The sequence below is a fragment of the Mycobacterium sp. IDR2000157661 genome, assembly GCF_022317005.1.
Classification (GTDB): Bacteria; Actinomycetota; Actinomycetes; order Mycobacteriales; family Mycobacteriaceae; genus Mycobacterium.
The window spans coordinates 2,193,459-2,215,920 of the sequence record NZ_CP081006.1 but is presented as its reverse complement, the minus strand read 5'-3'; the positions used below and the strand labels follow the sequence as shown (position 1 = coordinate 2,215,920).

The window sequence follows — 22,462 nt, the reverse complement described above, 5'->3', positions numbered from 1 at the left end:
TCGGGCATGGTCATCCGCGGGTCGGCGCTGGCATTGGTGCTGCTGACCGGTTGCACGCGGGTGGTCGACGGCCCACCGCCGCAGGCCGAGCCGCCGGTGGCGCCGATCACCGCGGGCCAGGTCGTCGACCTGCTGAGTCCGAATGTCCTCGGCGACGAGGGCAACCTGTTCGTCACCGTCGAACCCGAGCAGTGTGCCGGTGCGGCCCGCGAGGTGGACCCGCCGTTCATCTCCGATCACGGCCCGGCGGCCACCGACGGCGGACATTGGGTGGCCGACGGCTACCAGCGGGTGCACGTCGAGGAGATGGTCGGAGTGTTCCCCGCCGATTTCGACCCGCTCGAGGCCATCGCGGACGCCAAGCGCTCCCTGGAATCGTGTCGAGGACGCGACTTTCGGATCACCACCATGGAAGGCGAGCAGGACACCTACACGCTGCTGCCCCCGGTTGATTCGGGTTCACCGAACATCCTGCTCTGGTCCTTCAGGGCCGTCGACTGGGCCTGTGACAACACCTACGTCGCCGCCCACAATGCGGCGATCGAGATCACGGCGTGCGCGCCCACCAACGGCTTCGACGTCGCCGAGCTTGCACAGGCTGCGCTCAACCGCATCGATGCGCTGGCCGACACCACCGCCTAGGGGTTCTTGAACCGCTCCCTGACCTGATCGTCGGTCAGGCCGTAGTCGGCCAGCGAGTACGAGTGCTTCGGCGCCCGGGGGCCCTGCTTGCTCTTCTGGTGGCTGCGCTCCATGGCCGCGCGGGCATCATCGGTGAATGCGATGCCGAAGTGGCGGTACACGTTGTCGACCGCACCGACCGGATCCTTGACGAACTCGAAGTAGTCCAGGTCGTAGAACTGCGCCGGATCGTGTTCGGCGCGCACCCGATTGAACAGTTCGAGTCCACGCGACCAGGTCTCCATCGCGTCCCGTCCGATCACCTCGCCGGTGAAGCTGTTCGACCAGCCCTCGGTGGTGTGCTGGGCCAGCGAACACATCGACGCCATGATCGTCTCCACCGGCCGATGGCACTGGATCACCAACGCGTCCGGGTAGGCGTTGAACAACGCATCGAGCGCGAACAGATGGCTGGGGTTCTTGAGCACCCAGCGCTTATCCGGTTCGTTGAGTCCGATCAACTGCAGGTTCTTGCGGTGCCGTTGATACGGCTTGGTCCAGTCCTGCCGGGACAGCCATTGGGCGTACGTCGGAATGTGGGCCAACGTCTCGTAGGACACCGAGTGCAGCGACTGCCGCAGCAGCTGCCAGCACTCTTCGACCTCGTCGGCGGTCATGTAGTGCAGGCCGGTGTAGTCCGGGTTCTCCTCGTGGGCCTTCTTGAACCGAGCGTCGAGCTCGGCGAAAACCGGGTTCTGCGGCCAGGTTTCGCGTGGCGGACGCGGCTGCGGGAACTCGGCCAGCCACAGCTCCAAGCCCTGGTGGCGCGGGTCGGCGGCCAGGAGTCGATGAATGGCGGTGGTGCCGGTGCGGGGCAGGCCGGTGACGAAGATCGGCTTCTCTATCGCCACGTCGGCGTGTTGCGGGTACTGCTTGAACGCCGCTTCGCTGACGAGGCGGGCCACCAGTGCACTGCGCACGAAGAACCGCTGCATCTTGCTGCCGAACTCGGTGAGGTCTGCCTCGGTGCGAAACGACTCGAGCAGTACGGCCAGCGCCTCGCGGTAGTGGTCGTCGTCGCTGCCGAAGTCGTCGAGTCCGCTGGCCTTGGTGGCCGAGGCGTGCAGGTCCTCGACGGTGCCGACGTCGGTGCGCGTCACGCCTTGTACTCCCCGCAGTTGACGTCCAGCGCCTGTCCGGTGATGCCGCTGGACAGGTCGCTGGCCATGAACATGATCGCCGAGGCCACCTCGTCCTCGGTCGGCAACCGCTTGAGATCGGATGCGGCGGCGGTCGCCTGGTAGATCTCCTCGACGGTCGTGCCGTACTTGCCGGCCTGGTGACCGAAGTAGCTCTCCAGCGTGCCGCCCCAGATATAGCCCGGCAGAACGGAATTGACGCGGATGCCCTGCTCCCCCAGCTCGGTGGCCAACGACTGTGACATCGCCAGCAGCGCGGACTTGGCCATCTTGTAGGCGCCGTACTTGGCCTGGGAGTGGCGCACCACCATGGAGTTGACGTTGACCACCGATCCGTTGGCCTCGGCGAGCGCCGGGGTGAAGCCCTGGATCATCCGCAGCGCGCCGAAGACCGTCAACTCGATGGCTTCGCGCATGTGCTCGAACGTGGTGTTGGCCAGCGGCTTCATCGACGGCACCCGAAACGCGTTGTTGATCAGCACGTCGACGCGACCGTACGCGGCCATGGTCTCCTCGACGAGGTTGTCGACCTGCGTCCCGTCGGTGATGTCGGTGCCGATCGAGACGGCGCGCCTGCCGAGGCCGGCGATCTGCTTGGCCACGTCCTCGAGTCGTTCGACGGTGCGAGCCGCCAGCACCAGGTCGGCGCCCTCCTGGGCGCATCGCCGCGCCAGCGTCGTGCCCAGCGCAGGTCCGACCCCGCTGATCACGACCACCTTGCCGTCGAGCAGTCCCATGGTCAGCCCACCATCCTGTCGCCGATCTGCTTCTGACGCAGCGCGATCCGGGCCCGCCAGTCCTCCTCGGAGATCTTGTTCGAGTCGTAGTACGGCAGCGCACCGGCCACCTGGTCGATGTCGACGACCTCGACCGCGGGTCCGTCGGCCTCGGTCAGTTCGCGCGACAACCGCTGCCACCGGAACTGCAGGTAACCCTTTCGATGACCGAGCGTCTCGCACCAGTTCGTCACGCCCGGATTTGCGTCGGCGACCACGATCCGGATCTTGCCGTCCGGATCAGCTTGGGCCTGAGTCCCGTTGAGCGATGTCTGGTGGTTGATGTAGTCCAGCGAGATGTACCACAGACTGCCCAGCTGGAAGCCGAGGTAGGGCGCGTCGGTCACGGGCAGGGTGATGATCATCGCCTGGTCGGGGCGCAGGTCGAAGTGGCCGACCGACGAGTACTGCGTCGCCAGGCCGCCGGGTGTCAGCCGCGGAGCGACCATCGTGTTGACGGGCAGGCTGTTGTAGAACCACTGCGGGAACTGCAACCACGTCTTGACCCGCTGCACCAGTTGCTTTCCCGCGACCGCGTAGCGTTTCTCGATTGTCTCTCTAGTCAGCGGCGGCGGCGCGGTTCCCGCGGTGTCGGTGCGCGCGACGCTGATGTATCCGCGCTGTGCGGACCAGTCGTTGTACACCTCGCGGACCAGCAGCTGCGACGGCCCGTTCGGGGTGACCCGCCACTCGTAGGTGCCGTCTTCGGCGATGTCGAGTTCACGGTCGTCGAACGCCGCCTGACTGACCGGCACATTGTCGTCGGTGTACTCCCCGCCGAGCATCTGGAAGGACAGGTCGGTGGTGGTGCCGCGCTTGCCGGTGACGACGTACTCGTGACCGCCCTGCACCCGGGTGCCGAAGTACAACGTGTCGGGGTTGTCGAGTCCCATCTTGGTGAACGGGCCCGTGCCGGTCTGCATGAACGGGTGGTCGCGCTCATAGTCGAAGGCCAGGTGCGTACAGCCGGCGATACAGCCGGCCAGATACTGCAGACCCTCGAGTAGATCGGCTTCGGATTCGATGAAGGGCGCGGCGGCGACGAGGCGTTCGGCTTCGGCGACCGCCTCGGTCAGGGGCTGCGAATACACGCCTCGAAACTAGAACGCGTTCTAGCAGGAGTCAATATGCTGACCGACTTGTTCCAAATATGAAACGCCGATAGCCTGCTGCCATGTCTGGTTCCGACTCGTCCGGCCGCGCGTCGCCGCCGACCGAGCGCGTCGTGCGGATTCTGGACTTCCTGGCCGACCGTCCTGACCAGCGTTTCGGCGTGTCCGACCTGGCCCGCCGCGTCGGGCTGAGCAAGCCGACCTGTCTGGGCATCGTCACCGCCTTGACCGCGGCGGGCTATCTCGTTCGTGACACCGCCGACAAGACCTACCGGTTGGGACCGTCGCTCATCACCCTCGGCCACCGGGCGCAGGAATCGATGCGTGTGAGCCCGGCCGCGCGCGAGGAACTGCGCCGATTGTCGGCCCGCTTCGACGTCACCGCCGCACTGTCGGCGGTGATCGACGACCGGATCACCCTGCTCGATCTCGTCGCGCCAGCCGGCAACCGCCCGGGTGTCGAGGTCGGACAGAGCTATCCCTTTGCACCTCCGGTCGGGCTGATGTTCGTGCTCTGGGACGACGAGGCAGCGCGCAGTTGGCTGGCGAAGGAGCCAACAATTCCGTTGCGCACCAACACCGAGCGCCTCAGCCGCGTCATCGCCGCATGCCGCGCCGACGGCTACCTCGTCGAGCGACTCACCCCTGGCGGGCGCCGGCTGTATGCGCTGATGGCCGGCATGTCGAGCACATTGCCCGACGAGTTGCGCGCGCTGCTTGGCGAACTGGTCTCCGACATCGGCGAGCGAGTGTATCTACGCAGTGAAAATGAGTCCAGGGGAAAGCGCCGCAACGCCCGATCGGATATCAGCGTGATCTCGGCTCCGGTGTTCGACCACCATCAGCGTCAGGTGATGGTCGTGTCGATGCACGTTGGAAAGTCGTTGACCGACAAAGAGATCACCGAACGCGCCCGCGCGGTGGTGACCACGGCCGATGCGGTAACAGCACAATTCGGTGGAGCGGTGTCCGCACCGGGCGCTTAGTGCAGCAAACTACAGGCCTGTAATCGAGAGGTTTTGTGCGGGCGCGTCATGGGTACCCAGACGGCGTCGAGGGGGTCCTGCAACAGAACAACACGTCGGTGAGCGCTACCAACTGGTGGTGCCCGCATATGGACAAGGAGTTCCACGTGGAGATCAAGAAGCTTGCCGCCACCGCCGTCATGGCCGGTGCGCTGGGATTCACGGCGTTCGGCATGGGTAGCGGAATGGCTCAAGCCGACCCCAAGTGGCCGGTACCCAACCCGCCGGGCAACGACGACGTCTGGCTGCCGGGCGATCCGCCTGGCCACAATCCGTTCGGCCCACCCGGACAGGTGAAGAAGGACCTGTTCCTCAACGTGCCGCCGGGGCACTGGGACGACCCCGCCTACATCGGCCTCCCGGCCAACTGGATCCCGCCGATCGATCTGCTGCCGGAGGGCATCCCGGGTGTTACCGACCCGCTGCCGCTCGTCTTCAACCCTGACGCGGGCGCATGGGGTGTCTGGCTGAACAACAACACGGTGTTCATCCCCTACCCGGTCTAAACGGCTCCACACAGCAGCCGCCCTGCCTGATGGCAGGGCGGCTGTTGTTGTTCCCACTCCAATCTATAGCTCACCCGGGGGCTTGCGGCAAGACCCCGGGGATGCCGCAAGATCGCTGTCCGGCAACCACACCGGACGGATTGGAGTTGATCGAATGCGAGTATGTCTGGCCACATGGGGATCCCGCGGCGACGTCGAACCGATGGCGGCGCTGGCGTTGCGGCTAGGCGGGATGGGCGCCGACGTGCGACTCTGCGCGCCACCGGACTTCTCCGATCTCGCCGACCGGGCCAAGGTATCCCTGACAGCGCTTGGCGATCCGATCCGCGACTTTCTGCACGGCGCGAAGCCGGCGACACCCGCGGACGCACCGGCAACGGCGGCCAGATTGGTCGCGTTGCAATTCGAGACCGTGGCGGCTGCCGCCGAGGGGTGCGACGCGGTGGTGGCCAGCGGTCTGATGCCCGCCGGGGTGCGGTCCGTTGCGGAGTACCACGGCGCACGCTACGTCTGCGCGATGCTGCACACCGGCAGCATCCCGTCGCCGCATCAGACCCCGCTGCCGCGACCGGGCAAACCGTTTCCCCCCGGCGAGACCGACACCGCCACGCTGTGGGAGATCGACGCAGAGCGGGTGAATGCGCTGTATCGCGAGCCCCTCAACGAGGGCCGGGCCGCGCTCGGACTCCCACCGGTCGACAATGTCCGCGACCACGTCTTCACCGACACGCCGTGGCTGGCCGCCGACCCGACGCTGGCGCCGTGGCCTGGGTCGCCGGGCTTCGACGTCGTCCGCACCGGCGCCTGGCTGCTTCCCGATCGGCGACCCCTGCCGGATGACCTGCTGGCCTTCCTCGACTCCGGGCCGCCGCCGGTGTTCGTCGGCACGGGCAGCGTGCGGGCGCCCGTGGAGTTGGCGCGCGCGGCCATCGACGCCGCTCGGGCCCACGGCCGCCGGGTCGTGCTGGCCCGCAGTTGGGCGGGTCTCGCGCCGGTCGACGACGGCGCCGACTGCATCACCGTCGACGAGGTCAACCACCAGCGGCTCTTCCCGCGGGTGGCCGCCGTCATCCATCACGGCGGGGCCGGCACCACCACCGCGGCCGCCCGCGCAGGTGTGCCGCAGGTGGTGGTGCCGCAGTTCGCAGATCAGCCGTACTGGGCGCGACGCGTGGCCGAGCTGGGTATCGGTGCCGCGCACGACGTGTCCGTCCCGACGGCCGAGTCGCTGGCGGATGCGTTGCAGGCCTCGCTCACGGCGGACACCCGCGCACGCGCCCATGCGCTCGCACCGGACATCCGCACCGACGGCGCCGCCGCCGCTGCGGCCCGGCTGTTCGAACTGGTCGGGTCGGTCCCCACCCAGTGCTGAACAAACCCCAGCGCGCTGGAGAAACCCCAGCGCGGCGGTGGGTCAGCCGGTGCTGGCGATGGTGAACGGCAACACCTCGGAGACCCCCGCCGCCCGCACCAGGCGAGCGGCCATCGTCATCGTCCAACCGGTGTCGAACAGGTCGTCGACCAGCAGCACCGGGCCGCCCCCGGGGATCGGGGAAGGCGGAGTCCAGGCTCCGGTCAGGGCCGCCACCCGGAACGCCGAGTTCGCCGCGGTGACCGGCTTGCGATCAGGCGCGTACCGCAGGATCCCGAGATCGGTCAGCTTGCCGAGGCGCGCAAGTTCGGCGGCCAGCGATGCGAGCAGCTGCGGATGGCGCTCGGAGTCCATGGTCATCACCGCGGTCGGCCGGACCGCCCAGTTCCACGACGCGAGCACCTTCACCGCGGCCTGGACGAGGTCGTCGGGCACGCCACCGTCGGGTTCTTCGAGCAGGCGCCGTAACCGCGGACCCCATCCCAGGTCGGTGAGCCGGCCGATGGCCCGCCCTTCGGCGGGGCCGTCGCCGATCTTGCCGCTCAGGTCGACGCCGAGCTTTCCCAGGCCGGACGGCCACTGCTTGCGCGGGGCGAGTTCGACACCCGGCCGCATCAGCCGTTGCCGCGTCTCTTCGGCCGCACCCTCGTCGACGTGGCCGCTGGGGCGCACTCCGGTGCAGTTGTCGCAGCGCCCGCACCGGTCGCCCTCGTGCAGCGACGGGTCGTCCAACTGCCTGCGCAGGAATGCCATCCGGCATCCGTCGGTCGTCTGGTAGTCCAACATCGCCTGCTGTTCACGTCTGCGGGCCTCGTCCAGTTTGCGGTAACGCGGCTCGTCGTACTCCCATGCCTGCCCGGTGGCGACCCAGCCGCCCTTCAACCGCCGCACCGCGCCGTCGACGTCGAGCACCTTGAGTACCATCTCCAGCCGGGTCCGGCCGAGGTCGACGAGCGGCTCGAGGGCCTGTGTCGACTGCGGACGCTCAGCGTCAAGAGCACGAATCACGCTGCGCACCATGGCTTCCGACGGGAATGCGACGGAGGCGAAGTAGCGCCACACGTCCTGGTCCTCGCGGCCGGGCAGCAGGATCACCGCCGCGCTGTCCGTCGACCGCCCGGCCCGGCCCACCTGCTGGTAGTACGCGATCGGCGAGGACGGCGCGCCCAGGTGCACCACGAAGCCGAGGTCGGGCTTGTCGAAACCCATGCCCAGCGCCGAGGTCGCGACGAGCGCCTTGACCCGGTTGGCCAGCAGGTCGGCTTCGAGTTGTTCGCGTTCGGCGGCCTCGGTGGCCCCGGTGTATGCCGCCACCCGGTGTCCCTGCTCCCGAAGGAGGGTGGCGACATCGTGTGCCTGGGCGACGGTCAGGGTGTAGACGATCCCCGAACCGGGCAGCGAATCGATATGTGCGGCAAGCCAAGCCGCACGCTGTGCCGGACCGCCGGCCGCCACCACCGACAGTCGCAGCGATTCGCGGTCGAGGCCGCCGCGCAGCACCAGCGTGTCCTGACCGCCGACACCCAGTTGCTGCGCGACATCGTCGACGACCCGGTCGTTCGCCGTGGCCGTGGTCGCCAGCACCGGGACGTCGGCCCCCAACTCGCTCACCAGCGTGCGGATTCGCCGGTAGTCGGGCCGAAAGTCGTGGCCCCAGTCCGACACGCAGTGCGCCTCGTCCACCACCACCAGCCCCGCGTCGCGCGCCAGCGCGGGTAGCACCTGGTCGCGGAAGTCGGGGTTGTTGAGTCGTTCCGGGCTGACGAGCAGCACGTCCAGATCTCCCGACCGGACGCGGTCGTGGATCTCGGCCCAGTCGGCGACGTTGCTCGAGTTGATGGTCGCGGCGCGAACCCCCGCACGCTCGGCGGCGGCCACCTGATTGCGCATCAACGCCAGCAGAGGCGAGACGATGACGGTGGCGCCGTGCCCCTTCGCCCGCAGCAGCTTGGCGGAGATGAAGTACACCGCGGACTTGCCCCATCCGGTGCGCTGCACCACCAGCGCCCGTCGGCGCTGCACGACAAGGGCCTCGATGGCCGTCCACTGATCGTCGCGCAGCTGCGCCGTCGGACCGGCCAGCTGTTCGAGGATTTCCTGCGCGTCGTCGCGGGTGGTCATGGCCCCCATGGTGCAGGTCGGGTCCGACGGGGAATGCTGGGGTGTGCCCATCACACGCCGTACCCGCCGCCTCGTCGCCGCCGTCCTGCTGGCGGTGACGGCCTGCTCCGCCCAGCCCGCGGCGCAGCCCGACGGCGCCACCGCACCGCATCGGCTCGACTGGGGCGTCTTCGTGCCGGACGACTCCTCGGGATCCAGTGACCTGGCCGTCGTCACGCAGATGGCCGACGCGGCACCCCGCTACGTGTTGCGGTTCGCCTCGATCAACGACCAGGTGCCGATCGGGTCGCTGGCCGAGATCAGCGACGCCGGCGCCACGCCGATCCTCACGCTCGAGCTGTGGCAGCCCGCCGCCGGCGCCGAACAACCGGACTACTCTTTGCGGCGCATCCTGGCAGGCGATTTCGACAGCCGTCTCGACGCCTGGGCACGGACCATGGCCGAGTGGAGCCGGCCCGTCATCCTGCGGACGAGCCACGAGATGAACAGCTCCTATTACCCATGGTCGATCGGCGTCAACGGCAACACCGCCGCGGAATCGGCCCAGGCGTGGCGGCACGTGCGCGATCTGTTCCGCCGCGCGGGGGCGGGCAACGTCGAGTTCATGTGGTGTCCCGACGCGTCCTCCGAGCGGCTCGATGACATGGCGGCCGCATTCCCGGGGGAGGACGCCGTTGACCTGCTCGGCCTGGACGGCTACAACTGGGGCGACGGCGACGGCAAGAGCTGGCGCAGCGCCGCCGAGATCTTCGGCGAGAGCCTGGTGCAGCTCCGCCGGCTCGACCCGCGCCACGACATCCTGATTGCCGAGACGGCGAGCGTGGAGGGACCGCGCAGCGGCACCGACAAGGCCGACTGGATCTACGGTCTGTTCGATTACCTGGCCACCCAGGGTCGGGTGACCGGATTGGTGTGGTTCCAGGCCGTCAAGGAGCGCGACTGGCGGTTCAACTCGTCACCGCACGCGCAGGAGGCGTTCAAGCAGTCGGTGGCCAAGCACACCGGGCGCTGAGCTTTCGCGCTATGTCGACGCGCTGTCCATCTCCCGCTTGATTTCCAGCGCGATGTCGATGAGCTGGTCCTCCTGGCCGCCGATCAACTTGCGCTGGCCTGCCCGGTGCAGCAGCTTGTGGGCGGGCACGCCGTAGCGCTCCGACTGGCGGATCGCATGCTTGAGGAAGCTCGAGTACACCCCCGAGTAGCCCATGATGAGCGCGTTGCGGTCGAGCAGGCACTCGGCGGGCATCGCGGGCGCGACGACCTCTTCGGCCGCGTCGGCGATGTCGAAGAAGTCGATGCCGGTCTTCACGCCGATCTTGTCGAACACGCCGATCAGCGCCTCGACGGGGGCGTTGCCCGCGCCGGCACCGAACCGGCGGCACGAGCCGTCGATCTGCTTGGCGCCCGCGCGCACGGCCTCGATGGAGTTCGCCACGCCGAGACCCAGATTCTCGTGGCCATGAAAGCCGACCTGCGCGTCGTCGCCGAGTTCGGCCACCAGCGCCGCGACCCGGTCCCGCACCCCCTCGAGGACCAGCGCGCCCGCCGAGTCGACGACGTACACGCACTGACAGCCGGCATCGGCCATGATGCGCGCCTGCGCCGCCAGCTTCTCGGGCGGGATCGTGTGGCTCATCATCAGGAAGCCGACGGTCTCCAGGCCGAGTTCACGGGCCAGGCCGAAGTGCTGGATCGAGACGTCGGCCTCGGTGCAGTGGGTGGCGATGCGGCAGATCGACCCGCCGTTGTTCTGCGCCTGCTTGATGTCCTCCTTGGTCCCCACACCCGGAAGCATCAGGAACGCGATCTTGGACTCCTTGGCGGTCTCGGCCGCCAACTTGATCAGCTCCTGCTCGGGGGTCTTGGAGAAGCCGTAGTTGAAGCTCGACCCGCCCAGACCGTCGCCGTGGGTCACCTCGATGACCGGCACGCCGGCGGCGTCCAACGCGGCGACGATCGCGTGCACTTCGTCCTTGGTGAACTGGTGACGCTTGTGGTGACTGCCGTCGCGCAGCGAGGTGTCCGTCATCCGGACGTCCCAGATCGGGTTGAAGTAGATGTCCTCGGTGCTCATGCCTGGCCTCCTGTCGATGCGGAGAGGGACGCCCCGGCCTTTTCCTTGGCGATCTCCTCGCCCACCTTGGCCGCCGCTGCGGTCATGATGTCCAGGTTTCCAGCGTAGGGCGGCAGATAGTCGCCCGCACCCTCCACTTCGATGAACGTGGTGACGACGGCCTGGCCGCCGGAGTTCATCGAGGGGTCGTCGAACTGCGGGTCGTTGAGCAGGCGGTAGCCGGGCACATACGTCTGCACCTCGGCGACGACGTCACGGATCGACTGAGCGATCGCCTCGCGGTCCGCATCCTCGGGAATCGCACAGAAGATCGTGTCGCGCATGATCATCGGCGGCTCGGCCGGGTTCAGGATGATGATCGCCTTGCCGCGCTGCGCGCCGCCGATGTTCTGCACGCCGGCAGCCGTGGTCTTGGTGAACTCGTCGATGTTCGCCCGCGTGCCAGGCCCGGCCGACGCCGACGACACCGACGCCACGATCTCGCCGTAGGGCACCTCCACCACCCGGCTCACCGCGTAGACGATCGGGATGGTGGCCTGCCCGCCGCAGGTGACCATGTTGACGTTCGGCGCGTCGAGGTGCTCGCGCAGGTTGGCCGGCGGAATGACGCCGGGACCCACCGCCGCCGGGGTCAGGTCGATGGCCCGGATGCCGGCCTCGGCGTACCTCGGAGCGGCGTCGCGGTGCACATAGGCGCTGGTGGCCTCGAACACCATGTCGGGCTTCTCGCTCCGCGCGAGCAGCCAGTCCACGCCTTCGTGGGACGTCTCCAGACCGAGCTTGCGCGCGCGGGCAAGCCCTTCGCTCTCCGGATCGATACCGATCATCCAGCGCGGCTCGAGCCATTCCGAGCGCAGCAATTTGTACATCAGGTCGGTGCTGATATTGCCCGAACCGACGATCGCGACTGAGGCTTTGTCCGCCATGCCTATCCCCTCGTCCCCTCGTTATTCGAAACTCAAATGGACCGAGCCGAGCCCGGCGAAGTCTGCGACGTAGTCGGCGCCGGGGGTGGCGTCGAACGCCTTGGTGCACGAGCCGGGTAACACGATGTCGCCTGCCTTGAGGCGGACCCCGAAGCTCTCGACCTTGCGCGCCAGCCAGGCCACCGCGGTCACCGGGTTGCCGAGCACCGCGTCGCTGCGGCCCTTGGCGACCACCTCACCGTTGCGGGTCAAAGTGGCGGTGATGGCCCGTATGTCTATGTCCTTCGGCGACACCCGGTTCTCACCGAGCACCCACCCCGCCGACGACGCGTTGTCGGCGATGGTGTCGCAGAGCTTGATCTTCCAGTCCTTGATGCGGGTGTCGATCAGCTCGATGGCGGGCGCGAACGCGGCCGTGGCAGCGAGCACGTCGTCTTCTGTGCAGCCCGCGCCCGGCAGGTCGTCGGCCAGGACGAAACCGACCTCGACCTCGACGCGCGGATAGAGGTAGTCGGCGGATTTGACCGGCTTTTCTTCGAAAACCCGCATCTCGTCGAGCAAGTGCCCGTAGTCCGGTTCGTCGACGTTCATCATCTGCTGCATGGCCTTCGACGACAGGCCCACCTTGTGGCCGATGATCTTGGCTCCCTCGGCGACGCGCTGGCGGATGTTGATCAGCTGGATCTCGTAGGCGTCGACGACGTCGATGTCGGCGTGCGCGTCGGTCAGCGGCGAGATGGGAACGCGGCTGCGCTCGGCCTGCGCTAGGTCGGCGGCCAGCTCCTGACGCACCTGATCACTGAGCATCCTTATGACGTCCCCTTGTTCTGTTGACCGGCGCGGTTGTGGGTCGGCCGGGCAATTCTATAACGTGTTCTACATGACTGGTCAGGACTACGACGTCGTCGTGGTGGGCAGCGGCGCGGCCGGAATGGTCGCTGCGCTCACCGCGGCCCACCAGGGACTTTCCACAGTAGTCGTCGAGAAGGCTCCGCACTACGGCGGTTCCACTGCACGCTCCGGTGGCGGCGTGTGGATCCCCAACAACGAGGTCCTCAAGCGCGACGGCGTGAAGGACACGGCCGAGGCCGCCCGCACCTACCTGCACGCGATCATCGGCGACGTCGTTCCCGCCGAGAAGATCGACACCTACCTCGAGCGCGGCCCGGAGATGCTGTCGTTCGTCTTGAAGCACTCACCGCTGAAGCTCTGCTGGGTGCCGGGCTACTCCGACTACTACCCCGAGACACCGGGCGGAAAGCCGACGGGTCGTTCCGTCGAACCCCGGCCGTTCGACGCCAAGAAGCTCGGCGCCGACCTGGCCGGCCTCGAGCCGCCCTACGGCAAGGTCCCGCTCAACGTGGTCGTCATGCAGCAGGACTACGTGCGGCTCAACCAGCTCAAGCGCCACCCGCACGGGGTGTTGCGCAGCCTCAAGGTCGGCGCGCGTACAGTCTGGGCGAAGGCTACGGGAAAGAACTTGGTGGGGATGGGGCGCGCGTTGATCGCACCGTTGCGCATCGGCCTGCGTGAGGCCGGTGTGCCCGTGCGCCTGAACACCGCCTTGACCGACCTGTATGTCGAAGACGGCGTGGTGCGCGGGATCTATGTCAGAGATGCCAACGCGCCGGAATCGGCGGAGCCCGAACTGATTCGGGCCCGGCGCGGGGTCATCCTGGGCTCGGGCGGCTTCGAGCACAATGAGCAGATGCGGGTGAAGTACCAGCGCGCCCCGATCACCACGGAGTGGACGGTCGGCGCGGTGGCCAACACCGGCGACGGCATCATCGCCGCCGAGAAGCTGGGCGCTGCGCTGGACGTCATGGAGGACGCGTGGTGGGGACCGACGGTTCCCCTCGTCGGTGCGCCGTGGTTTGCGTTGTCGGAACGCAATTCACCGGGCTCCATCATCGTCAACATGGCAGGCAAGCGGTTCATGAACGAATCTATGCCGTACGTCGAGGCGTGCCACCACATGTACGGCGGCCAGTTCGGGCAGGGTCCCGGACCGGGGGAGAACATCCCGGCCTGGCTGGTGTTCGACCAGCAGTACCGCGACCGCTACATCTTCGCCGGGCTGCAACCTGGACAACGTGTTCCGCGCAAGTGGCTGGAGTCGGGCGTCATCGTCACCGCGGCCACACTCGAGGAGTTGGCCGACAAGACCGGTCTGCCCGTCGAGGCGTTCAAGGCCACCGTGGAGCGGTTCAACGGATTCGCCCGGTCCGGCGTCGACGAAGACTTCAAGCGCGGCGAGAGCGCCTACGACCGCTATTACGGCGATCCGACGAACAAGCCGAACCCGAACCTCGGCGAGATCAGCCAACCGCCGTACTACGCGGCCAAGTTGGTGCCGGGCGACCTGGGCACCAAGGGCGGCGTGGTCACCGATGTGCACGGTCGCGCGCTTCGCGACGACGGGTCGGTCATCGAGGGCCTCTACGCCGCGGGCAACGCCAGCGCGCCGGTAATGGGACACACCTACCCCGGCCCTGGCGGCACCATCGGTCCGGCGATGACCTTCGGTTATCTTGCGGCACTGCACTTGGCGGGGAATAACTGATGCCGATCAACCTCGACGAAGCACTCGGCGCCGAACTTCCCGCGGCCGAATTCTCCTGGAACAGCAGCGATATCCAGCTGTACCACCTGGGGCTCGGTGCGGGCATGGATCCCATGGACAAGCGCGAGCTGCGCTATCTGGCCGACGGCTCTCCGCAGGTTCTCCCGACGTTCGCCAACGTCGCGCAGAGTTTTCACATGACCGAGGCACCGACGGTCAAGTTCCCCGGCATCGACATCGAGCTCAGCAAGGTGCTGCACGCGAGCGAAGCCGTGTCGGTTCCCGGGCCCATTCCGCCGTCTGGCACCGGACGGGCGGTCACGCGCTTCACCGACATCTGGGACAAGGGCAAGGCCGCGGTGATCTGGTCGGAGACCACGGTGACCGCGCCGGACGGGACGCTGCTGTGGACGCAGAAGCGATCGATCTTCGCTCGCGGCGAGGGCGGTTTCGGCGGCGAGCGGGGACCATCCACGTCGTCGGAGCCGCCGCAGCGCCCCGCCGATTATGAACTGGCCATTCCGGTTTCACCACAGCAGGCACTGCTGTACCGGATGTGCGGCGACCGCAATCCGTTGCACTCCGACCCAGACTTCGCTGCCGCCGCCGGCTTTCCGAAGCCGATCCTGCACGGCCTGTGCACTTACGGGATGACGTGCAAGGCGATGGTCGACACGCTGCTCGACGGGGACACGTCACTGCTTGGCAGTTACGGTGCCCGGTTCGCCGGCGTCGTGTTTCCCGGCGAGACCCTCAAGGCCAGCATCTGGAAGGATGGCGACGGGTTCGTCGCGGCGGTGACCGCGCCGGAGCGCGATGACGCCGTAGCGCTCGCCGGTGTGGAGTTCGTCCCCGCCTGACGGCATCCGTCAGCCCAGGATCAAACCCGATGTCGGTACACCGGTGCCCGCGGTGACGAGCACGTGCTCGACGTCAGGTACCGGATTGACCGAGGTGCCGCGCAGCTGGCGCACGCCCTCGGCGATCCCGTTCATGCCATGGATGTAGGCCTCACCCAGCTGGCCACCGTGCGTGTTGATGGGCAGCCGACCACCGATCTCGATGGCGCCGTCCTTGACGTAGTCCTTCGCATCGCCCGTGTCGCAGAACCCGAGCTCTTCGAGCTGGATCAGGGTGAACGGCGTGAAATGGTCGTACAGGATGGCGGTCTGGATGTCGGTCGGCTTGAGGCCGGACTGATCCCACAGCTGCCTGCCCACCAGACCCATTTCGGGCAAACCGAGTTCGGGCCGGTAGTAACTGGTCATCGAATACTGGTCGGGACTCGAGCCCTGCGACGCCGCCTCGATGATCGCCGGCCGATGCTTGAGGTCCTTGGCGCGTTCGGCGGACGTGATCACCAGAGCGACGCCGCCGTCGGTCTCCTGGCAACAGTCCAGCAGCCGCAGCGGCTCGGCGATCCATCGCGAGTTCTGGTGATCGTCAATGGTGATCGGCTTCTCGTAGAAGTACGCCTTCGGGTTGTTGGCCGCGTGCTTGCGGTCGGCGACGGAGACCGCGCCGAAGTCCTTGCTCGTCGCTCCCGACAGGTGCATGTAGCGCCGCGCGATCATTGCGACCTGGGCAGCCGGGGTGGACAGCCCATGCGGGTACGAGAACGAGTTGTCGACGCCGGTCGAGTCCGCGTTCTCCACCAACCGCATCTGCACCTGGCCAAACCGCATCCCCGATCGTTCGTTGAAAGCCCGGTATGCCACAACGCAATCCGCGACACCGGTCGCCACCGCGATCGCCGCCTGCTGCACCGTCGCGCACGCGGCACCGCCACCGTGATGGATCTTCGAGAAGAACTTCAGGTCGCCTATGCCCGTGGCTCGTGCGATCGCGACCTCGGTGTTCGAGTCCATCGTGAACGTCACCATGCCGTCGACATCGGCGGACGTCAGGCCTGCGTCGTCGAGTGCGTCGAGCACAGCCTCGGAGGCGAGGCGCAGTTCGCTGCGGCCGGAGTTCTTCGAGAAGTCGGTGGCGCCGATGCCGACGATCGCGGCCTTTCCCGACAGCTCACCGGGCATCAGGCTGCTCCTCCAAGGGTCAGGGTCGCGGTGGCGATGACATGGTCGCCGAGGCTGTTGCTGCCAACGATCTTCAAGGAGATGACGTCACCGTCGACGGCGGTCACCTCACCGTTGAACGTCACCGTGTCATAGGCGTACCACGGCACACCGAGCCGCAGCGAGATGCTTCGGATGACTGCGCTCGGTCCGGCCCAGTCGGTGATGTACCGCTGCACCAGGCCGGTGTCGGTGAGGATGTTGACGAAGATGTCCTTCGAGCCTTTGGCCTGTGCCTTGTCCCGGTCGTGGTGAACGTCCTGATAGTCACGGGTCGCGATCGCCGTCGACACGATGAACGTCGGATCGCCGTAGAGAGCGAGTGGGGGCAGCTTCGCGCCTACCTCTACAGTCGGCGCGCTCATGTGTCCGGCTCCCATGCGTACAGCGTCCAGGCGGGACCGGAGTCTCCCTCTGGGAAGTCGATATACGTTGCGCGGACGGGCATTCCGATCTCGACGGTGTCGGGGTCGACGTTGCGCAGCTGTCCGAGCATCCGCACACCTTCCTCGAGTTCGACGAGGGCGATGACGAACGGCAGCGTGCGGCCCGGCACCTTCGGCGCGTGGTGCACCACGAAGCTGAACACGGTGCCCTTGCCGCCGGCGACCACGTAATCGGTGGGCTCTTCTTTGTCCTGCCAGAGCGCGGGTATCGGTGGGTGCACCAGGCTGCCGTCGGGGCGCCTCTGGATGCGTAGCTCGTGCGCGTTGACGCCGTCCCAGAAGAACTTGGTGTCCCGCGAGGACGCCGGGCGCATCATCGCGTCGGCGTCGAGGTCGTCGGGCACGCTCGCGCCCGCGTCGGCTGAATCTTCCCCGGCCGGGCGGAACTTCATGATCCGCCACATCATCTCGGCGACCGGGTCGTCCTCGTCATCGCCACAGTGCCAAGTGATCCGCTGCGTGATGAAGAAGCCCTCGCCGAGCGCGGTCTTCTTGGGCCCGACGACGTCGGTCAACTCGGCCGCGACGCTGACCTCCTCGCCGACCCGCAGGTACCGGTGATAGGTCTGCTCGCAATTGGTGGCGACGACACCGACGTATCCTGCCTCATCGAACAATTCGAGGATCTTGCCGAGCGGGTCGTCGTCGGGCCGCACACCGCCCAGGCCCATCATCGTCCAGACCTGAATCATCGCGGGCGGGGCGACGGCACCCGGATGGCCCGCCGCCTTGGCTGCCCCGTCATCGACGTAGATCGGGTTCTTGTCGCCCATCGCGTCGAGCCAGTGGTCGATCATCGGCTGGTTGACCGGGTGGCGACCAATCCGCGGCTTGCTCTTGCCCTCGGCCTTGACACGCTCGGCGGCCGCCTTGATGTCCTCGACTCCACTCATCAGCGCGGCACCCTAGGCACCTTAAGGCCCGCTGCCGCGATCATCTCCCGCATCACCTCGTTGACACCCCCACCGAACGTGATAACCAGGTTCCGTTTGGTCTGCGAATCCAGCCATTCGAGCAGTCCGGCGGTCTCGGGTTCGGCGGGGTTGCCGTACTTGCCGACGATCTCCTCGGCCAGCCGGCCCGCGTACTGGATCCGCTCGGTGCCGAAGACCTTGGTGGCTGCGGCGTCCGCGACATCGATGGTCTCCCCGGCCGCGGCGACCTGCCAGTTGAGCAGTTCGTTGACCCGCCACATGGCCTTGAGCTCACCGAGCGAGCGCTTGACGTCGTCGTGGCTGAGCGGGATGTCCCCATTGCCACCGGGTTTCGACGCCCACTCGTGCACCCGGTCGTAGAGGCTGGCGAACCGGCCCGCCGGTCCGAGCATCACACGCTCGTTGTTCAACTGGGTGGTGATGAGCTTCCATCCGCCGTTCTCCTCACCGACGAGCATGTCGGCGGGCACCCGCACATCGTTGTAGTAGGTGGCGTTGGTGTGGTGGGCGCCGTCGGAAAGGATCACCGGCGTCCAGGAATAGCCAGGGTCACTGGTGTCGACGATCAGAATCGAAATGCCCTTGTGCTTGACCGCTTCCGGATCGGTCCGACAGGCCAGCCATACGTAGTCGGCGTCGTGACCGCCGGTGGTCCACATCTTCTGGCCGTTGACGATGTACTCGTCACCCTGGCGAACCGCGGTGGTGCGCAACGACGCCAGGTCGGTGCCGGCCTCCGGTTCGGAGTACCCGATCGCGAAGTGGATGTCGCCCGAGAGGATTCCGGGCAGGAACTTCTTCTTCTGCTCATCGCTGCCGTACTGCTGAAGCGTCGGACCGACGGTCTGCAGCGTGACGGCCGGCAACGGGACGTCCGCACGGTGCGCCTCGTTGACGAAGATCGACTGCTCGATTGGCCCGTAGCCGAGACCGCCGAACTCCTTCGGCCAGCCGACACCCAGCTTGCCGTCCGAGCCCATGCGTTTGATGACCGCGCGGTAAGCCTCGCCGTGGCGGTTCTTCTCCATCTCCATCGCCTCTTCGGGCGTGATGAGATTCGAGAAGTACTCTCGCAGTTCGGCTTGCAGCTGCTTCTGTTCCGGCGTCAGTTCTATGAACATTGCGCTCCCACCAAGTCGAGCCGGTGCTGCGGACCGCCCACCAGCCGGGCGAGGTCCTTGATCGTGGAGTAATAGCGATTCATGGGATAGGTGATGTCCATACCCATACCGCCGTGCAGGTGATGGCACAGCTGCATCACTGGAGGAGCCTGCGACGCGAGCCAGTAGCCGAGGATGTCGATGTCGGCCTGAGTTTGTGGGCTGTCGTCGCGACCTTCGGCCAGCCGCCAGGTCACCGACGAGGCGATCAGCGTCAGTGTTCGTGAGGCGATGTAGATCTCGGCCAGTTGGGCAGCGACGGTCTGGAACGTCGACAGGGGCTTGCCGAACTGCTCGCGGTTGGCGACGTAATCGGCGGTCAGCCGCAGCGCACCGGCGACCAGACCGGCGGCGAACGCACCGGTCGCGGCCAGCGCCAGTTGATTCACCCGCCGGGCGGTGGCACCGTCGAGGACGTCGTCGACGGCGGCGTCGCGGAAGGTGACCGTGCACTCGTCGCCGTCATTGGACGTCGGCGTCTTGATCACCTCGACACCGTCGGCCTTCGGTGACACGACAACGACCGCGTTGTCGGTCGTGACCAGCAGCCAATCCGCCTGCCCGGCATAGGGAACCGCGATCTTGGTGCCGTTGAGCTTGCCGTCGCCGAACGCGACTGCGGGCCGGTCGGGCAGCGGGGCACCCGGCTCGTTCAGCGCGGCCGTCAACACCGCACCCTTCGAGACGCCGGCCAGATAGCGGTCCTGCTGCTCTTCCGACGCCAGGTCCAGCAGTGGCAACAGGCCCAGGCCGAGCGTCGCCAGCGCGGGACTGATCGTGCCGTGCCTGCCGATCTCGGTCAGCGCCGTCGCGATCTCGGGCAGCCCGACGCCGTCACCGCCGAGCCGCTCAGGCACGGCCAGCGCTGTGACGCCACCCGACACCAGCGCATCCCAGCTGTTGTCGCGGGTCAGCACCGAGGTCACCACATCGGCGACAGCCTGCTGCCCTTCGTCGGGACTGAAGTCCACCCGAATCCTCCTCGAGGTGTTACGCGGTCAGTGCTTGACTGGGCACTTGCCGGTGTAGTCCACCTGCCAGTGCTTGATGCCGTTGAGCCAGCCGGACTTCAGCCGCTCGGGGTCACCGATCGGCTTGAGGTCGGGCATGTTGTCGGCGATCGCATTGAAGATCAGGTTGATGGTCATCTTGGCCAGGTTGGCGCCGATGCAATAGTGGGCGCCGGTGCCGCCGAAGCCGACGTGCGGGTTGGGGCTGCGCGTGATGTCGAAGCTGTGCGGATCCTCGAAGACGTCTTCGTCGAAGTTGGCCGAGCGGTAGGACATCACCACCCGTTGACCCTTCTTGATCTGCGCGCCACCGAGTTCGACGTCCTCGAGCGCGGTGCGCTGGAACGCCGAAACCGGCGTGGCCCAGCGCACGATCTCGTCGGCGGCGGTCTCCGGGCGCTCGCGCTTGTACAGCTCCCACTGGTCGGGGTTCTGGGAGAACGCGACCATGCCGTGGGTGATGGAATTGCGCGTCGTCTCGTTGCCCGCGACAGCGAGCATGATCACGAAGAAGCCGAACTCGTCGTCGGACAGCTTCTCGCCCTCGATGTCGGCCTCGATCAGTTGCGTGACGATGTCGTCGGTCGGGTTCTTGCTCCGCTCGTCGGCCATACCCATCGCGTACTGGATCAACTCGAACGAAGACACGGCCGGATCGATGTGGGCGTACTCGGGATCCTCCCCTGCGGTCATCTCGTTGGACCAGCGGAACAGCTTGTCCCGGTCCTCCTGCGGAACGCCGAGCAGACCGGCGATGGCCTGCAGCGGCAGCTCACACGAGACCTGCTCGACGAAGTCACCGGTCTCCTGCGAGGCCGCGGTCTCGGCGATCTTCTGGGCGCGCAGCCGCAACTCCTCCTCCAGTCGGCCGACGGCGCGCGGCGTGAAGCCGCGGGAGATGATCTTGCGCAGGCGGGTGTGCTGCGGTGCGTCCATGTTGAGCAAAACGTTGCGCTGCAGATCGATGGCGTCACGCGTCATGTCCTGCGGCCACACCGGGATGGCGCCGTCGGGCGAGCTGCCGAAGATGTCGTTGCGCTTGGAGACCTCTTTGACGTCGGCATGCTTGGTGACGAGCCAGTAGCCCTTGTCGCCGAAGCCACCGGTGCCGCCGGGCACATCGACCCAGTGGACGGGCTCGGACTTACGCAGTTCGGCCAGCTCCTCGACGGGCAGTCCGGCGAGGTTGAGGTCCGGGTCGAGGAAGTCGAAGTCGCTCGGAATGTTGGGGGGTGCCATGACGGGGGTGCGCTCCTCTGGAACAGTAATTGCAACGTGTTCTAGTGCCAGTAAAACATGCCCTCTGCGCAGATAAAAGGCAGGTAACCATCCTTGCTTGTCAGAGTAATGAAACGTGTTCTAGCCTGACGCAATGGGTAACCCTGTCATCGTTGAAGCCACTCGCAGCCCCATCGGAAAGCGCAACGGCTGGCTGTCCGGCCTGCACGCCACCGAGTTGCTCGGCGCGACACAGAAGGCTCTGATCGACAAGGCCGGCATCGACGCCGGAGAGGTCGAGCAGGTCGTCGGCGGCTGCGTCACACAGTACGGCGAGCAGTCCAACAACATCACCCGGGTGAGCTGGTTGGTCGCAGGCCTGCCCGAGCACGTCGGCGCGATGACCGTCGACTGCCAGTGCGGCAGCGGGCAGCAGGCCAACGGCCTGATCGCCGGCCTCATCGCGGCCGGTGCCATCGACGTCGGCGTCGCCTGCGGCATCGAGGCGATGAGCCGCGTCGGCCTCGGCGCGAACGCCGGTCCCGACCGCGGCATCCTGAGGCCCGCCTCATGGGACATCGACCTGCCCGACCAGTTCACCGCCGCAGAGCGAATCGCGAAGCGGCGCGGCATCACTCGTGAGGAAATCGACCGGTTCGGCTTCGAGTCGCAGCGCAAGGCCAAGCAGGCGTGGGCCGAGGGCCGCTTCGACCGCGAGATCAGCGGCATCGAGGCGCCCGTACTCGACGAGCAGAAGCAGCCCACCAGTGACCGGCACGTCGTCACGCGTGACCAGGGCCTGCGCGACACCACGCTGGAAGGCCTCGCCTCCCTCAAACCGGTACTCGAGGACGGCATTCACACCGCGGGCACGTCGTCGCAGATTTCAGACGGCGCCGCCGCGGTGCTGTGGATGGACAGCGAGGTGGCCAAGGCGCATGGTTTGAAGCCACGGGCGCGGATCGTCAGCCAGGCGCTGGTCGGCGCCGAGCCCTACTACCACCTCGACGGGCCGGTGCAGTCGACCGCGAAGGTGCTCGAGAAGGCGGGCATGAAGATGGGCGACATCGACATCGTCGAGATCAACGAGGCCTTCGCCTCGGTCGTGCTGTCCTGGGCACGGGTGCACGAGCCCGACATGGACCGCGTCAACGTCAACGGTGGAGCGATCGCACTCGGACATCCGGTGGGTAGCACCGGCAGCCGGCTGATCACCACCGCGTTGCACGAGTTGGAACGCACCGACAAGAGCACCGCGCTGATCACGATGTGCGCAGGCGGTGCATTGTCCACCGGCACGATCATCGAACGGATCTAGGTGCT

Annotated in this window: 21 protein-coding genes; 8 read left to right on the top strand and 13 right to left on the bottom strand. The window is 67.1% G+C overall.

All coding sequences use genetic code 11. The annotated features are described in order from the left end of the window. Positions 1 to 6 precede the first annotated feature (6 nt). A complete protein-coding gene (locus K3G64_RS11830) occupies positions 7 to 642 on the top strand; it encodes a sensor domain-containing protein (protein WP_238950029.1) in 636 nt (211 codons plus the stop codon). Here the strand turns inward: K3G64_RS11830 and K3G64_RS11825 are convergent. From K3G64_RS11825 to K3G64_RS11815, 3 genes are read right to left on the bottom strand one after another with little or no spacing between them, the layout of a single operon-like run. Next, positions 639 to 1,781: a sulfotransferase family protein gene (locus K3G64_RS11825; protein ID WP_238950028.1), complete on the bottom strand. Its 1,143-nt coding sequence runs from the start codon at positions 1,779 to 1,781 to the stop codon at positions 639 to 641. The genes K3G64_RS11830 and K3G64_RS11825 overlap by 4 nt on opposite strands. Beyond that, on the bottom strand, positions 1,778 to 2,557 hold the full coding sequence (locus tag K3G64_RS11820) for an SDR family oxidoreductase (RefSeq protein ID WP_238950027.1): 780 nt from the start codon (positions 2,555 to 2,557) through the stop codon (positions 1,778 to 1,780). Before K3G64_RS11820 ends, K3G64_RS11825 begins: the two co-directional genes overlap by 4 nt. Positions 2,558 to 2,559: 2 nt before the next feature. Then, positions 2,560 to 3,687 (bottom strand): hypothetical protein, encoded by a 1,128-nt coding sequence (locus tag K3G64_RS11815; protein ID WP_238950026.1) that lies wholly within the window; start codon positions 3,685 to 3,687, stop codon positions 2,560 to 2,562. An 83-nt stretch (positions 3,688 to 3,770) separates the two neighbouring features. Here K3G64_RS11815 and K3G64_RS11810 point away from each other — a divergent pair, with 83 nt between their 5' ends. The 3 genes from K3G64_RS11810 (at position 3,771) to K3G64_RS11800 (ending at position 6,611) form a co-directional block, all read left to right on the top strand. Then, positions 3,771 to 4,694 carry an IclR family transcriptional regulator gene (locus tag K3G64_RS11810; protein WP_238950025.1) on the top strand — a complete coding sequence of 308 codons (924 nt, stop codon included), beginning with the start codon at positions 3,771 to 3,773 and terminating at the stop codon, positions 4,692 to 4,694. Between the two features lie 98 nt (positions 4,695 to 4,792). Next, the gene (locus K3G64_RS11805) at positions 4,793 to 5,239 is read left to right on the top strand and encodes a hypothetical protein (RefSeq protein WP_238950024.1); all 447 of its coding nucleotides are present in this window, start codon (positions 4,793 to 4,795) and stop codon (positions 5,237 to 5,239) included. Positions 5,240 to 5,393: 154 nt separating this feature from the next. Beyond that, a complete protein-coding gene (locus K3G64_RS11800; protein ID WP_238950023.1) occupies positions 5,394 to 6,611 on the top strand; it encodes a glycosyltransferase in 1,218 nt (405 codons plus the stop codon). Between the two features lie 42 nt (positions 6,612 to 6,653). Here K3G64_RS11800 and K3G64_RS11795 read toward each other — a convergent pair whose 3' ends face one another. Continuing rightward, complete coding sequence (locus K3G64_RS11795; RefSeq protein WP_238950022.1) at positions 6,654 to 8,732, bottom strand: RecQ family ATP-dependent DNA helicase; 2,079 nt, start codon at positions 8,730 to 8,732, stop codon at positions 6,654 to 6,656. A 43-nt stretch (positions 8,733 to 8,775) separates the two neighbouring features. Here K3G64_RS11795 and K3G64_RS11790 point away from each other — a divergent pair, with 43 nt between their 5' ends. Further along, positions 8,776 to 9,744: a glycoside hydrolase family 26 protein gene (locus K3G64_RS11790; RefSeq protein WP_238950020.1), complete on the top strand. Its 969-nt coding sequence runs from the start codon at positions 8,776 to 8,778 to the stop codon at positions 9,742 to 9,744. A 9-nt stretch (positions 9,745 to 9,753) separates the two neighbouring features. Here the strand turns inward: K3G64_RS11790 and dmpG are convergent, their stop codons facing one another. Genes dmpG through K3G64_RS11775 form a run of 3 tightly spaced genes read right to left on the bottom strand, consistent with a single transcriptional unit; the run spans position 9,754 to position 12,539 of the window. After that, positions 9,754 to 10,806: a 4-hydroxy-2-oxovalerate aldolase gene (dmpG, locus tag K3G64_RS11785; RefSeq protein WP_238950018.1), complete on the bottom strand. Its 1,053-nt coding sequence runs from the start codon at positions 10,804 to 10,806 to the stop codon at positions 9,754 to 9,756. Continuing rightward, a complete protein-coding gene (locus K3G64_RS11780; RefSeq protein WP_238950016.1) occupies positions 10,803 to 11,732 on the bottom strand; it encodes an acetaldehyde dehydrogenase (acetylating) in 930 nt (309 codons plus the stop codon). Before K3G64_RS11780 ends, dmpG begins: the two co-directional genes overlap by 4 nt. A gap of 21 nt (positions 11,733 to 11,753) precedes the next feature. After that, positions 11,754 to 12,539 carry a 2-keto-4-pentenoate hydratase gene (locus tag K3G64_RS11775; RefSeq protein ID WP_238950014.1) on the bottom strand — a complete coding sequence of 262 codons (786 nt, stop codon included), beginning with the start codon at positions 12,537 to 12,539 and terminating at the stop codon, positions 11,754 to 11,756. Between the two features lie 73 nt (positions 12,540 to 12,612). Here K3G64_RS11775 and kstD point away from each other — a divergent pair, with 73 nt between their 5' ends. Further along, positions 12,613 to 14,295: a 3-oxosteroid 1-dehydrogenase gene (gene kstD / locus K3G64_RS11770; protein WP_238950012.1), complete on the top strand. Its 1,683-nt coding sequence runs from the start codon at positions 12,613 to 12,615 to the stop codon at positions 14,293 to 14,295. Beyond that, positions 14,295 to 15,155, top strand: coding sequence for a MaoC family dehydratase (locus tag K3G64_RS11765; RefSeq protein WP_238950010.1), 861 nt, complete (start codon positions 14,295 to 14,297; stop codon positions 15,153 to 15,155). The genes kstD and K3G64_RS11765 overlap by 1 nt, the downstream gene beginning before the upstream one ends. Positions 15,156 to 15,164: 9 nt before the next feature. Here K3G64_RS11765 and K3G64_RS11760 read toward each other — a convergent pair whose 3' ends face one another. Genes K3G64_RS11760 through K3G64_RS11735 form a run of 6 tightly spaced genes read right to left on the bottom strand, consistent with a single transcriptional unit; the run spans position 15,165 to position 21,160 of the window. Further along, the gene (locus tag K3G64_RS11760; protein ID WP_238950008.1) at positions 15,165 to 16,331 is read right to left on the bottom strand and encodes a lipid-transfer protein; all 1,167 of its coding nucleotides are present in this window, start codon (positions 16,329 to 16,331) and stop codon (positions 15,165 to 15,167) included. Next, entirely contained in the window at positions 16,331 to 16,735 is a 405-nt protein-coding gene (locus tag K3G64_RS11755) for a MaoC family dehydratase (protein WP_238950006.1), read from the bottom strand. The genes K3G64_RS11760 and K3G64_RS11755 overlap by 1 nt, the downstream gene beginning before the upstream one ends. Next, complete coding sequence (locus K3G64_RS11750) at positions 16,732 to 17,709, bottom strand: bifunctional MaoC family dehydratase N-terminal/OB-fold nucleic acid binding domain-containing protein (protein ID WP_238950004.1); 978 nt, start codon at positions 17,707 to 17,709, stop codon at positions 16,732 to 16,734. The genes K3G64_RS11755 and K3G64_RS11750 overlap by 4 nt, the downstream gene beginning before the upstream one ends. Continuing rightward, entirely contained in the window at positions 17,709 to 18,872 is a 1,164-nt protein-coding gene (gene fadE29 / locus K3G64_RS11745) for an acyl-CoA dehydrogenase FadE29 (protein WP_238950002.1), read from the bottom strand. Before fadE29 ends, K3G64_RS11750 begins: the two co-directional genes overlap by 1 nt. Further along, a complete protein-coding gene (locus K3G64_RS11740; protein WP_238950000.1) occupies positions 18,863 to 19,882 on the bottom strand; it encodes an acyl-CoA dehydrogenase family protein in 1,020 nt (339 codons plus the stop codon). Before K3G64_RS11740 ends, fadE29 begins: the two co-directional genes overlap by 10 nt. Before the next feature lie 27 nt (positions 19,883 to 19,909). Beyond that, complete coding sequence (locus K3G64_RS11735; protein WP_238949998.1) at positions 19,910 to 21,160, bottom strand: cytochrome P450; 1,251 nt, start codon at positions 21,158 to 21,160, stop codon at positions 19,910 to 19,912. Positions 21,161 to 21,293: 133 nt separating this feature from the next. Here K3G64_RS11735 and K3G64_RS11730 point away from each other — a divergent pair, with 133 nt between their 5' ends. Continuing rightward, complete coding sequence (locus K3G64_RS11730; protein ID WP_238949997.1) at positions 21,294 to 22,457, top strand: steroid 3-ketoacyl-CoA thiolase; 1,164 nt, start codon at positions 21,294 to 21,296, stop codon at positions 22,455 to 22,457. Positions 22,458 to 22,462 lie beyond the last annotated feature (5 nt).